11 protein-coding genes are annotated in these 13026 nt (G+C 69.7%); 8 read left to right on the plus strand and 3 right to left on the minus strand.

Going from position 1 to position 13026, the window contains the following annotated elements:
* Positions 1–273: 273 nt before the first annotated feature.
* Positions 274–1053, minus strand: a complete 780-nt coding sequence (lexA, locus tag ACTT8P_RS06125; RefSeq protein ID WP_361162973.1) for a transcriptional repressor LexA — start codon at positions 1051–1053, stop codon at positions 274–276.
* Between the two features lie 765 nt (positions 1054–1818).
* Here lexA and nrdR point away from each other — a divergent pair.
* Both nrdR and ACTT8P_RS06135 read left to right on the plus strand, forming a co-directional pair.
* Entirely contained in the window at positions 1819–2376 is a 558-nt protein-coding gene (nrdR, locus tag ACTT8P_RS06130; RefSeq protein ID WP_442830494.1) for a transcriptional regulator NrdR, read from the plus strand.
* 172 nt (positions 2377–2548) lie between these two features.
* Positions 2549–5437 (plus strand): vitamin B12-dependent ribonucleotide reductase, encoded by a 2889-nt coding sequence (locus ACTT8P_RS06135; protein WP_442830495.1) that lies wholly within the window; start codon positions 2549–2551, stop codon positions 5435–5437.
* Between the two features lie 65 nt (positions 5438–5502).
* On the opposite strand, the gene ACTT8P_RS06140 is transcribed toward ACTT8P_RS06135, so the two are convergent.
* Entirely contained in the window at positions 5503–6036 is a 534-nt protein-coding gene (locus ACTT8P_RS06140) for a TerD family protein (protein ID WP_442830496.1), read from the minus strand.
* A gap of 156 nt (positions 6037–6192) precedes the next feature.
* Here ACTT8P_RS06140 and ACTT8P_RS06145 point away from each other — a divergent pair, with 156 nt between their 5' ends.
* The 3 genes from ACTT8P_RS06145 to ACTT8P_RS06155 all read left to right on the plus strand — a co-directional run bounded on the left by ACTT8P_RS06145 (position 6193) and on the right by ACTT8P_RS06155 (position 8582).
* Positions 6193–6798 carry a YdbC family protein gene (locus ACTT8P_RS06145; protein ID WP_442830497.1) on the plus strand — a complete coding sequence of 202 codons (606 nt, stop codon included), beginning with the start codon at positions 6193–6195 and terminating at the stop codon, positions 6796–6798.
* Positions 6799–6872: 74 nt separating this feature from the next.
* Entirely contained in the window at positions 6873–7532 is a 660-nt protein-coding gene (locus ACTT8P_RS06150) for a histidine phosphatase family protein (RefSeq protein WP_442830498.1), read from the plus strand.
* A 117-nt stretch (positions 7533–7649) separates the two neighbouring features.
* Positions 7650–8582, plus strand: a complete 933-nt coding sequence (locus tag ACTT8P_RS06155; protein ID WP_442830499.1) for an ADP-ribosylglycohydrolase family protein — start codon at positions 7650–7652, stop codon at positions 8580–8582.
* 423 nt (positions 8583–9005) lie between these two features.
* Here ACTT8P_RS06155 and ACTT8P_RS06160 read toward each other — a convergent pair whose 3' ends face one another.
* On the minus strand, positions 9006–10553 hold the full coding sequence (locus tag ACTT8P_RS06160; RefSeq protein ID WP_442830500.1) for an MFS transporter: 1548 nt from the start codon (positions 10551–10553) through the stop codon (positions 9006–9008).
* Positions 10554–10738: 185 nt separating this feature from the next.
* Here ACTT8P_RS06160 and ACTT8P_RS06165 point away from each other — a divergent pair, with 185 nt between their 5' ends.
* The 3 genes from ACTT8P_RS06165 (at position 10739) to ACTT8P_RS06175 (ending at position 12865) form a co-directional block, all read left to right on the plus strand.
* Complete coding sequence (locus ACTT8P_RS06165) at positions 10739–11359, plus strand: TetR/AcrR family transcriptional regulator (protein ID WP_442830501.1); 621 nt, start codon at positions 10739–10741, stop codon at positions 11357–11359.
* 94 nt (positions 11360–11453) lie between these two features.
* Positions 11454–12155, plus strand: a complete 702-nt coding sequence (locus ACTT8P_RS06170) for a ribonuclease HII (protein ID WP_442830502.1) — start codon at positions 11454–11456, stop codon at positions 12153–12155.
* A 68-nt stretch (positions 12156–12223) separates the two neighbouring features.
* A complete protein-coding gene (locus tag ACTT8P_RS06175) occupies positions 12224–12865 on the plus strand; it encodes a hypothetical protein (RefSeq protein ID WP_442830503.1) in 642 nt (213 codons plus the stop codon).
* Positions 12866–13026 lie beyond the last annotated feature (161 nt).

Here is a 13026-nt window from a genome sequence, read left to right on the forward strand (position 1 = left end):
CCCCCCCCCCCCCCCCCCCCCCCCCCCCCCCCACCGATCCGAAAGCCGCTGTCACCACTCGTCCGAAAGCCGCCATCACCGGAGATCCGGAAAGCCGCCGTTACCGGGGATCCGGAAGGCCGCTGTTTCCGGGGTCCGAAAGCCGCCGTCACCGGGATTCGAAAGCCGCTGTCGCCAGGGTCCGCGGACAGCACAGGGCCCCGGAACCGGCGCAAGGGTCCCGGGGCCCGGTCAGGACGGCGGGGCCCGGACGGGGCCCGCGCGCCGTGACGGTCAGACGCGGCGCAGCACCGCCACCACCTTGCCGAGGATGGTCGCGTCGTCGCCGGGGATCGGCTCGTACGCCGAGTTGTGCGGGAGCAGCCAGACGTGGCCGTCCTCGCGCTTGAAACGCTTGACCGTGGCCTCGCCGTCGAGCATCGCGGCGACGATGTCACCGTTCTCGGCGACCGGCTGGCGGCGGACCGTGACCCAGTCGCCGTCGCAGATGGCAGCCTCGATCATCGAGTCGCCGACCACCTTGAGCACGAACAGCTCGCCGTCACCGACCAGCTGCCGGGGCAGCGGGAAGACGTCCTCGACGGACTCCTCGGCGAGGATCGGGCCGCCGGCCGCGATGCGCCCGACGAGCGGCACGTACGACGCGGCCGGCTTGCCCGCGGTGTCCGTGGGCTGCACGGAGGCGGCCTGGTCGGAGCCGCGCACCTCGTAGGCGCGCGGGCGGTGCGGGTCGCGGCGCAGGAAACCCTTGCGCTCCAGCGCCATCAGCTGATGGGCGACGGAGGACGTGCTGGAGAGGCCGACGGCCTGGCCGATCTCCCGCATCGACGGCGGGTAGCCCCGGCGCTGGACCGAGTCCCGGATGACTTCGATCACCCGGCGTTGGCGGTCGGTGAGTCCTGAGCTGTCCGCCCTGATTCCTGGAGGTCGGCCCGGCATCGAGCGCTTGACCCCCTCGGGATTCGTGGCTTCGTTCATCGCGTGCACCGGCTCGATCCGCCCAGCGGAGCGGTCCTGGGCGGTGATGGCGGCACTGTCTGCGGTGGTGGTCACGTCGGCCCCTCTCGATGGTCTCCCTGCTGGACAACGGTAGTTGCTTTCGAAAGGTTGCGCCAAACACACGTTCGAGTGAAAAAACGCGGTTTGCCTGACGTGATCAGGTGTCCAGGTGTATCGCCTTATCGCCCCACGGGGTTCGGCGGACATAAAGGTCCATTGCTGTACCCTTCACCGCCGGGTGTGACCTCGCGAGCCGTGCCCCAGTCTGCCATTCGGCATTCCGTCGGACGGGGAGCGGTCCCCATCTGTGCGGGAGTCCCACCTCGCCTCCCCGCGGCGCCCACGGTATCTCCGCACGCGCCACGCCGGTAGCTGGTGCCCACGCGCGCGTGCCGTGCCGTCCGGCCCGCCGGATGCGCGGCCGTACGGGTCCCGGATTCGCGAACGCGCATGTTCCGGCTTTGCGGTCGCGCACGCGCGGCCCGGTCGGCGGCGCCGCGCCGGCGGACCGCGCGCGGTGCTGGGGACGGGCCCGGAAGCGGGCCCGGTGGCGGTCCCGGTGAGGACCCCGGCCGGGTGCGGTCCGGTTCGCCGAGGTGAACGGCCGGGTGGTGGGTGCCTGCCGGGGTGCGACACGCGTGACGGCGTGGATGTATGAGCCAATCCCCATATCTAGTGGTTGGATTGCATCAGTGGCCCACAAGTTGTGGTCCCCCCGGTCTTGAGGCTGGTGGCGATCGCCTATGCTGGGGGCTGCTTCGAGGGGCCTGAAGGCCCTTGTGAGGCTATTGAGTCTGCCGTGAGGAGGGTTGGAGCCCCATGCACTGCCCCTTCTGCAGGCACCCCGACAGCCGCGTCGTCGACAGCCGTACGACCGACGACGGCACGTCGATCCGCAGGCGCCGCCAGTGCCCTGACTGCTCCCGTCGGTTCACGACCGTGGAGACCTGCTCACTGATGGTGGTCAAGCGGTCCGGAGTCACCGAACCGTTCAGCCGCACCAAGATCATCAACGGTGTGCGCAAGGCGTGCCAGGGCCGGCCCGTCACCGAGGACGCGCTCGCCCAGCTCGGCCAGCGGGTCGAGGAGGCGGTGCGGGCCACCGGAAGCGCCGAGCTGACCAGTCACGACGTGGGGCTGGCCATACTCGGCCCGCTCCAGGAGCTGGATCTCGTCGCCTACCTGCGGTTCGCCTCGGTCTACCGGGCGTTCGACTCGCTCGAGGACTTCGAGGCCGCGATCGAGGAACTCAGGCAAGAGACGGGACGGCCCGGCGAGGGCGGCGGCGACGGCGCCGGCGCGGGGAGCCAGGAAGAAAACGGCCGCGGGCCCGAGGGGGCGACGCAGGTCCCCGAGCCCGCAGGCGCCGCCGACTGACCGGCGGGCCGGCCCTCGCCCCTCCAAGAGTGAGGACCGGGGCCCGGCCGGACGGCGGCGAAGAAGAGACCTGTTGCGGGCCGTGCCAGGGGGCTCGCAGCACCAGACAGAACACCGTGTCACGGGAACATCGTGGCACTTCAGGGCGTTTTCGCCCGTACAGGGAGGCGGCATGACAGAGACGGCGAGCGGTCCGGCACGGAGTTCCCGCGCCAAGGGCACGAAGGCGAGCAAGGGACTCCGCGTCGAGCGCATCCACACCACCCCGGGGGTGCACCCCTACGACGAGGTGGCCTGGGAGCGTCGTGACGTCGTCATGACCAACTGGCGCGACGGCTCGGTCAACTTCGAGCAGCGCGGCGTGGAGTTCCCCGACTTCTGGTCGGTGAACGCGGTCAACATCGTCACCAGCAAGTACTTCCGGGGTGCCGTCGGCACCCCGCAGCGCGAGACCAGCCTCAAGCAGCTGATCGACCGCATCGTGAAGACGTACCGGAAGGCCGGCGAGGACTACAAGTACTTCGCCTCGCCCGCCGACGCCGAGATCTTCGAGCACGAGCTGGCCTACGCCCTCCTGCACCAGATCTTCAGCTTCAACAGCCCCGTCTGGTTCAACGTGGGCACGCCCCAGCCGCAGCAGGTCTCCGCCTGCTTCATCCTGTCCGTCGACGACTCCATGGAGTCGATCCTCGACTGGTACAAGGAAGAGGGCATGATCTTCAAGGGCGGCTCCGGCGCCGGCCTGAACCTCTCCCGGATCCGTTCCTCCAAGGAACTGCTGTCCTCCGGTGGCAACGCCTCCGGCCCGGTCTCCTTCATGCGCGGCGCCGACGCCTCGGCCGGCACCATCAAGTCCGGCGGCGCCACCCGCCGCGCGGCCAAGATGGTCATCCTGGACGTCGACCACCCCGACGTCGAGGACTTCATCCAGACCAAGGTCTCGGAGGAGGAGAAGATCCGCGCCCTGCGCGACGCGGGCTTCGACATGGACCTGGGCGGCGACGACATCACGTCCGTCCAGTACCAGAACGCCAACAACTCGGTCCGCGTGAACGACGAGTTCATGAAGGCGGTCGAGCAGGGCGGCAAGTTCGGCCTGCGGGCCCGGATGACCGGCGAGGTCATCGAAGAGGTCGAGGCCAAGGGCCTGTTCCGCAAGATGGCCGAGGCCGCCTGGGCCTGTGCCGACCCGGGCATCCAGTACGACGACACCATCAACCACTGGCACACCTGCCCGGAGTCCGGCCGGATCAACGGCTCCAACCCGTGCAGCGAGTACATGCACCTGGACAACACGTCCTGCAACCTCGCCTCGCTGAACCTGATGAAGTTCCTGAAGGACGACGGCAAGGGCAACCAGTCCTTCCAGGCCGACCGCTTCCAGAAGGTCGTCGAGCTGGTCATCACCGCGATGGACATCTCGATCTGCTTCGCGGACTTCCCGACCCAGAAGATCGGCGAGAACACCCGCGCCTTCCGCCAGCTCGGCATCGGCTACGCCAACCTCGGCGCCCTGCTGATGGCCACCGGCCACGCGTACGACTCCGACGGCGGCCGCTCCCTGGCCGGTGCCATCACCTCCCTGATGACCGGCACCGCCTACCGCCGCTCCGCCGAGCTGGCCGCGGTCGTCGGCCCGTACGACGGCTACGCCCGCAACGCGGACGCCCACAAGCGGGTCATGAAGCAGCACTCCGACGCCAACGGCACGGCCGTGCGCATGGACGACCTGGACACCCCGGTCTGGGCCGCCGCCACCGAGTCCTGGCAGGACGTACTGCGCCTCGGCGAGAAGAACGGTTTCCGTAACTCCCAGGCGTCCGTCCTCGCCCCGACCGGCACCATCGGTCTGGCGATGTCCTGCGACACCACCGGTGTCGAGCCCGACCTCGCGCTGGTCAAGTTCAAGAAGCTGGTCGGCGGCGGCTCGATGCAGATCGTCAACGGCACCGTGCCGCAGGCCCTGCGCCGCCTGGGCTACCAGGAGGAGCAGATCGAGGCGGTCGTCGCCCACATCGCCGAGCACGGCAATGTGATCGACGCCCCCGGCCTCAAGCCCGAGCACTACGAGGTGTTCGACTGCGCCATGGGCGAGCGGGCCATCTCCCCGATGGGCCACGTGCGCATGATGGCCGCGATCCAGCCGTGGATCTCCGGTGCCATCTCCAAGACGGTCAACATGCCGGAGTCGGCGACCGTTGAGGAGGTCGAGGAGATCTACTACGAGGCCTGGAAGCTCGGCGTCAAGGCGCTCGCGATCTACCGCGACAACTGCAAGGTGGGCCAGCCGCTCTCGGCCAAGACCAAGGACACCAAGGCGGAGCAGGCCGAGGCGCCCGCGCCCGTCGAGGCCAAGGTCGAGAAGGTCGTCGAGTACCGCCCGGTCCGCAAGCGCCTCCCGAAGGGACGTCCCGGCATCACCACGTCCTTCACCGTCGGCGGCGCCGAGGGCTACATGACCGCCAACTCCTACCCGGACGACGGCCTGGGCGAGGTCTTCCTGAAGATGTCCAAGCAGGGCTCGACCCTCGCGGGCATGATGGACGCCTTCTCCATCGCGGTCTCCGTCGGCCTCCAGTACGGCGTGCCGCTGGAGACGTACGTCTCGAAGTTCACCAACATGCGCTTCGAGCCGGCCGGTATGACGGACGACCCGGACGTGCGGATGGCGCAGTCGATCGTCGACTACATCTTCCGCCGTCTGGCGCTGGACTTCCTGCCCTTCGAGACCCGCTCCGCGCTCGGCATCCACTCCGCCGAGGAGCGCCAGCGGCACCTGGAGACCGGCTCCTACGAGCCGTCCGACGACGAGGTCGACGTCGAGGGCCTGGCCCAGTCGGCGCCGCGCGCCCAGGAGCTGAAGGCGGTGGCCACGCCGAAGGCCGAGGTCGAGGCGGCCAAGCCCGCTCCCAAGCAGGCGCACACCAGCGCCGAGCTGGTGGAGATGCAGCTGGGCATCCAGGCCGACGCCCCGCTGTGCTTCTCCTGCGGCACCAAGATGCAGCGGGCCGGTTCCTGCTACATCTGCGAGGGCTGCGGCTCGACCAGCGGGTGCAGCTGACACCCGGTGACGCATGAGTAAGGGGCGCCGGCCAATGGCCGGCGCCCCTTACTCATGTACGGCGCTCAAGGCCGCCGGGTGGCTCCCATGGTCCTGGTGAAGTCGGCGGGATCGTCCTCGTAGCCGTGCACACCGGCGCGGAACTCCCACGCCCCGTCCGCGTCCCGGACGAACTCGGCGACCGTCGCCGCCGTCGACCCCAGGACCTCGCCGAAGTCGGTCGCGGCCAGCTCGGTGTAGCCCTCACGGATGCGCAGGCCCGGGTGGGTCACGCCGACGAAGGTGCGCCGGCCGGAGCGCTGCTGTATGACCACACCGACCACCACGCGCGCGTACCGCGCGTCGAGCCGTTCCACTTCCAGCGTCATGACCTCGTCGAAGCCGAAGCCCTTGCCGTCCTGGCTGTCCCGGTTGAGATAGATGGTGCCGTCCGGGGAACGGCTGTCGAAGTGCACCACATAGGAGGGATCACCGTACGGATCGCCCGCCAGGTAGGTCGCGGCGACCAGGTCCAGATCGGCCGGCGGCTCGCCCGCCGGGTTCGGGTCCCATCTCAGGGCGACCTCGACCTTGCCGATCCCCTTGCTGAGGCCGTTCACTCACTTCCCCTTCCCGGTAGCCCGTCCTGCCCGTGCACGCCAACTCCCGAACAGCGACGGCCGGTTGTCCATCCTGCCACGCATGCGCGGGCCGGAGCGGAAAGCAGACTTCGCAAGGGCGACCGGGGCCGTGTTTCCTGGCCGTACGATGGCGCGGTGCTGGTCAAGTGGATTCGCTGCACCGTGGTGGACCGCCGCGGTTTCGAGCGGGGGCAGCGAAAGTGGGCGGGGCTTCCGGGGGAGCCGGGTTTTCGCGGACAGGGCGGTGGCTGGAGCCGGATACGGCCGGACGTGGCGCACGTCTTCACCTTCTGGGAGAGCCGCACCTTCTACGACTCCTTCATGGCCCGTTCCCACGACCGGCTCGCGGCGTCCCAGTCGGGCACCTTCAAGAACGCCAGGACCAGGCTCTTCGACCACCGCTTCGATGTGAAGACCGGCTTCGAGCCGCGGTTCACGGACGCCGATCTGGTACGGGTGGCCCTCTGCCGGGCCCACGAGGAGCGCGCCGAGCACTTCGTCCTGATGCAGGAGAAGGTGTGGAACCCCGCGATGGCCGGTTCGCCCGGCATGATCCGCGGCCTGTTCGGCGAAGCGCCGGGCCACGAGTACCTGGTGCTGTCGATGTGGCAGGCCGCCGCCGAGCACGGCAAATACCGCGCCGAGCGGGTGGAGCGGCTCGCCCTGCGGGCCCAGACGGAGGCCGACATCGCGGCGCTCACCGGGGACATCGTGGAGCTGGAACCGTCCTGGACGGTGTGAGGCCCTGTGTGACGTACGCCGTATGGAGGCCGCCCGGGTGCTCGGCGGCGGCCGGCGCGATCTAGGGTCTTGGCATGGCACGACCACGGCGCATCGTCCTTGTCCGGCACGGAGAGTCAACCGGCAACCTCGACGACTCCGTGTACGAGCGCGAGCCCGACCACGCCCTGGGGCTGACCGAGCAGGGCTGGCGCGAGGCCGGGCGGACGGGCGAGAAACTGCGCGAGGTGTTCGGCCGCGAACGGGTCAGCGTGTACGTCTCCCCCTACCGGCGCACGCACGAGACCCTGCGAGCCTTCCGTCTCGACCCCGAACTCATACGGGTACGGGAGGAGCCCCGGCTGCGCGAGCAGGACTGGGGGAACTGGCAGGACCGCGAGGACGTACGCCTCCAGAAGGCGTACCGCGACGCCTACGGCCACTTCTTCTACCGCTTCGCCCAGGGCGAGTCCGGCGCGGACGTGTACGACCGGGTGGGCGGCTTCCTGGAGAGCCTGTTCCGCAGCTTCGAGGACCCCGACCACCCGCCCAACGTGCTCCTGGTGACGCACGGGCTGGCCATGCGGCTGTTCTGCATGCGGTGGTTCCACTGGACGGTCGCGGAGTTCGAGTCGCTGTCCAACCCGGGGAACGGCGAGATACGGATGCTCGTTCTCGATGACGACGGGCGGTATCGGCTCGACCGGCCGTTCCACCGCTGGCGCGATCCGGAACCGTACTGGATGACTGGATGACTGGATGACTCATGACTGGATGGCGGACCAGATGGCCGGTTCACCAGGTGACCAGGTGACCAGGTGACCAGGTGGACTGGATGAGCGGACCCGATGACTGGACGGGAGGGCAGGGCCATGACGACCGCACATTCTGCTGCCGAGGAGCGTCCTTTCCCGGCCGAGGAGCGCCTGGACCGGGCCCTGGCCAGTCTGCGCGGGCTGTCGGTGGGCGACGCGCTGGGCTCGCAGTACTTCGTGCCCGTCAACCTTCCCCTGCTGAAGCGGCGTGAGGTACCGCCCGGAATCTGGCAGTGGACGGACGACACGGAGATGGCCTGCTCCGTGGTGGCCGTGCTCGCCGCCCACCAACGCGTCGACCAGGACGCGCTGGCCCGCTCCTTCGCCGAGCACCACGACTTCGACCGGGGGTACGGCCCCGCGGTCAACCGGCTGCTGCGGCTGGTCCGCGAGGGCGGTGACTGGCGGGAACTCGCCGCCGCGCTCTTCGACGGACGGGGCTCCTGGGGCAACGGCGCCGCGATGCGGATCGCCCCGCTGGGCGCCTGGTACGCGGACGATCCCGAGCAGGCCACACATCAGGCGGAGATCTCCGCCTACCCCACGCACCAGCACCGGGAAGCGGTGGTCGGAGCCATGGCCGTGGCCGCTGCCGCCGCGCTGGCCGCGACGCCCGACGGCCCGCCGGACGTGGAGGCGCTCCTCGACGGGGTGATCGCCCTGGTACCGGGGAAGAGCGCGGTCGGCGCGGGACTGCGCCGGGCCCGGGACATGCTCGACTACGGTGACGCGGGCACGGTGGCGGCGGTCCTTGGCTGCGGGCGGCGTACCACCGCTCATGACACGGTGCCGTTCGCGATCTGGTCGGCCGCGCGAGCCCTCGGAGACTACGAAGGGGGCTTTTGGACCACGGCCCAGGTCGGTGGGGACGTGGACACGACCTGCGCCATCGTGGGAGGTGTGATCGCGGCGGGCCGGGCCGGGGCCCCGCCCACGGCCTGGGTGGAGCGGACGGAAGCGCTGCCGGACTGGCTGGCGGCGGAAGTCTGAGCCGCCGTGCCGGTAACTCACCGCATCCATCGGGAACTCTCTGTGACCGGCCACTCGTTGTCGTGGCAAGTGCGGTGTGACCTCCATGCATGAGGCAGGGAGGCCGCGCACCGATCGGCCGAGCGTCAGGAGGAGGTCATGGAGTCCCTGTCCGTCCTGATCATTTTCGTATCGGTCGCCTTGCTCGCCGTCCTGCTCGCCGTCTTGTTCGTCGTCTTGTTGTTCGTCGTCCCTTGGGTGTGGCCGGCCCTGGCGCCGTCGGCTGTGCCGCCCGGCGGGCGGCGGACGGGAAGCGCCCGCTCCCTGGCGTCACGGACGGTCATGAAACCGCCGGACGGAGCCGTGAGCCGACGAGACGACGGCCGGCAGGTGGCGGAGTACAGACCTGTCGGCCGGTCTCGGCCGGCCCGCGGGGTGGTCACCTCATCTGGCGGCGGGTCCGGCGGTCCCGGACAGAGCCTCCAGGTCGCTTTTGCGGACCCGGATCACCAGCCAGGCCGTGGCCAGGGCGAGCACGGCCATCACGGCGGCCGGGATGAACGACGCGGAGATGCCCTGTGCCAGTACGTCGTGCCCCCAGGGTGCGGGAAGCTGCTGGGTCCGGGCGAACTCCGCCTTCTGCTCCGGCGAGCTGTCGGCGAGGAAGCTCGGCAGTTGCTTCTCCGCCTCGTTCCTGCTCGCCGTGCCGAACACGGTCGTCAGGATGGACAGCCCGAGGGCCCCGCCGACCTGCTGCATGGTGTTGAGCAGGCCGGAGGCCGCGCCGGCCTCGTGCTGGGCGACGCCGGAGACCGCGGTGAGCGTCAGCGTGACGAAGTTCAGCCCCATTCCGAAACCGAAGATGAGCATGGGGCCCAGTACCCCGCCCGCATACGTGCTGTCGGAACGGATGAGCGCCTGCCAGGCCAGTCCGATCGCCGCGAGCGTCGAGCCGGCGACCATGAACGGCTTGGGACCGAGGACGGGGAGGAAGCGCTGGGACAGGCCGGCACCCAGCGCGATCACCACGGTGACCGGCAGGAAGGCGAGCCCGGCTTCGATGGGGGTGTAGCCCAGTACGTTCTGGACGAACAGCACGATGTAGAAGAACATCCCGAACATCGCGGCGGCCAGGCTCAGCATGATCACATACGTGCCGGAGCGGTTGCGGTCGGTGAACATTCGCAGCGGGGTGATCGGTTCCCGGGCCCGGGACTCGATGCGGACGAACGCCAGCAGCAGGACCACGGCGGCCCCGAAGGAGCCGATGGTCAGGCTGTCCCGCCAGCCCTCGTCCGCGGCCCTGATGAAGCCGTAGACAAGGGTCGCCATGCCCGCCGTGGAGGTCACCGCACCGGCGATGTCGAAGCGGCCGGAGTGCCGTTCGGACTCGTTGATGTACAGCGGGGCGAGGGCGGCGATCAGCAGGCCGATGGGCACGTTGACGAAGAGCACCCAGCGCCAGTCGAGCCATTCGGTGAGCATGCCGCCCGCCAGCAGGCCTATGGCACCGCCTCCCGCGGAGACGGCGGCGAAGACACCGAAGGCGCGGTTGCGCTCGGGACCCTCGGGGAACGTCGTGGTGATGAGAGCCAGAGAGGTGGGGGACGCGATCGCGCCGCCCATGCCCTGAAGCACCCGTGCGGCTAGCAACTGCCAGGGCTCCTGGGCGAATCCGCCGAGCAGTGAGGCGAAGGTGAAGATCAGGATGCCGGCCATGAAGACCCGGCGGCGGCCCAGGATGTCACCGGCCCGGCCGCCGAGGAGCAGCAGACCGCCGAAGGTGAGCGTGTAGGCACTGACCACCCAAGTGAGGTCGGTGGTGCTGAACTTCAGGGCGTCTTGAATGTGCGGGAGAGCGATGTTCACAATCGTCGCGTCGAGTACCACCATGAGTTGGCAGGCCGCGATGACGGTGAGCGCGATGCCGGGGCGTTGGTTCCTGCGGGCCTGGCCCGGCTTCGGGTCCTGGAGTAATGGAGAGGTTGTCACTGTGAATCCCCCACGAGAGACTTAGTGAACGCTGACGTTCACTGTCACGCCGACGGTAGTGACCCTCGGACAGTGAACGCAAGCGTTCACTGTCCCCGGTGTCGCGTTTCCCTCCCCCTCGCGGTCGCGCGGCGCCTCCCCGCAGCCCCCGAATCCCCGCTTCGCATGCCTCTGGAGGCAGCTGAATGACTACTTCGCAATGGGGGGTCGCCACCGCTCAGACGGCCTCTCGCCGACGTGGCGCGGTACTGGAACGCGCGATCCTCGACGCGGCGCTGGAGCAGCTCGGCACGGTCGGCTGGAACGGGCTGACGATGGAGGGTGTCGCGGCCGCCGCGCAGACCGGCAAGGCGGCCGTCTACCGGCGATGGCCGTCCAAGGAAGATCTCGTCGCGGACGCGCTGCGGTCCGGGCTGCCGCGTTTCGACACCGCGCCGGACCTGGGAAGCGTGCGCGAGGACCTCCTCGCCCTGTGCCGGCGGGCACGCGACGCCATGTTCTCCCGGCCTGGACTCGCCCTGCGTTCGGTCATTCACGAATGCGACACCGTCCAGGCGGAACGCTTCCACGCCGTGATCGCGGAGGTCGTGATCGAGCCGACCGTCAGGCTGCTGTGTGAGGTCATCAATCGCGGAATCGGGCGGAATGAGGTGCGCTCCGACGCGGCGAACGGCTATGTATTCGATGCTCTTCCGGCGATGATGATGTATCGCTCAAAGGTGTGCGGCTGCGAATGGCCGGACCAGGAGATAGAGAAGATGATCGACCAGTTGATGGTGCCGCTGCTGCGTCCTGCCGGCCCCTGACCATGCGGCGGGGAAAGCGGCGGAGAAGGGTGTCGCGCCGCTGAGGGAACCGGGGTGTCGCCGGCGGTTCGGGGCGGCGTACGCTATGAACGCCATGCCGTACGAACCACCCACCCACACCGTCGAGCGCTCTCTTCGCGCCACGACCGGAGCGAAGACCATTGCCGGTGTCGACGAGGTGGGGCGTGGCGCTTGGGCCGGCCCCGTCACCGTCTGCGCGGCCGTCACCGGTCTGCGCCGGCCCCCGGAGGGCCTCACCGACTCCAAGCTGCTCACCGTCAAGCGGCGGGGCCAGTTGGCCGAGGTGCTGCGTACCTGGGTGACGTCGTACGCCCTGGGGCATGCCTCGCCCGAGGAGATCGACGACCTGGGGATGACGGCCGCGTTGCGACTCGCTGCGGTCCGTGCCCTGGAGACCCTGCCGGTCCGTCCCGACGCGGTCATCCTCGACGGCAAGCACGACTACCTCGGGACACCATGGCGGGTACGCACGGTGATCAAGGGTGACCAGTCGTGCGTGGCGGTCGCGGCGGCCTCGGTGATCGCCAAGGTCCAGCGCGACAAAATGATGGCCGAACTGGGTAGCGACCATGCAGACTTCGGTTTTGCGGACAACGCCGGGTATCCGTCGCCCGTGCACAAGGCCGCACTGGCGGAGCGGGGCCCCACCCCGTACCACCGTTTGTCGTGGGCGTATCTTGATGCGCTGCCCCAGTGGCGGCACCTCAAGAAGGTCCGCAGCTTGGCGGAGGGAAGCGTTCCGGCGATCGAGGGTCAGCTCGGCTTCGACTTCTGACGCTTCCGTTCGTGCGTATGTGCCACCCGCTGGCGCGAGCCGCACCAATGTTTGATAAAAATCAGCTCATGCCTCTCATTCCCGAGGAGCCTCAGATTCACGAGAGTGCCCAGGGTCCCCGCGCCACTCCGGCCAGCGGCCGCGTCGCGCCGACCCCCCGCCCTGTTCCCGGTCCCCGCCCCGCGGCCCCGCCGCGACCCGGGCGTCCCGGCCCACTCCGCCCCGCGCCTCCGGCGCAGCGCACGCCACGTGACGCGGCTGCGGCCAAGCCCGGCCCGTCGGGTCCTGCGGCTCCCGCCGCACCCGTCGCGGGCTCGGCCGCTCCGCAGATCCAGCTGATCCCGGCCTCGGTCGAAGGCGCCCTCGACGCCGCCGAAGAGGCCGTGGACCTGCTGCTGGACGCGGGTCGCGCCCCCGGCGACGTGCTGGTGCTCACCACCGGCGAGTCACACCCGTGGGCCACCCACGAACTGTCCTTCGGTGAAGCCTCCTACTGGGCCCAGCACGACGCGGGCGACGACGTCTTCTACGCCGACGCGGTCGCCGCGGACCGTGCCGCCGTGCGGCCCGTGGTCGTCGTGGCGGTCAACGGCGGTTCCGAGGCCGTTGCCGCCACCGCGCTGTCGCTGGCCCACACCCGTGCCGGTGCCCTGCTGATCGTCTGCGGCGACCCGCAGCGCATCAACACGGTGCTGGGCGCGAAGGCCTGAGCCGGCTTTCGCGCGCCGGTTCCGCGCCGGGCTGACGAAGGGGTCGCCGTGCGGCATCCGTACGGCGGCGGCTTTCGCCTGCCCGGCGGACCCGCCCTCCGCTGGTCCTCGCACTGACCGGCGGCGGGTGGCGTGGTGCGGCCGCAACCGGCTTCTCCGAC

Origin of the sequence: Streptomyces sp. JW3, assembly GCF_052216785.1 — a bacterium.
Lineage (GTDB): Bacteria > Actinomycetota > Actinomycetes > Streptomycetales > Streptomycetaceae > Streptomyces.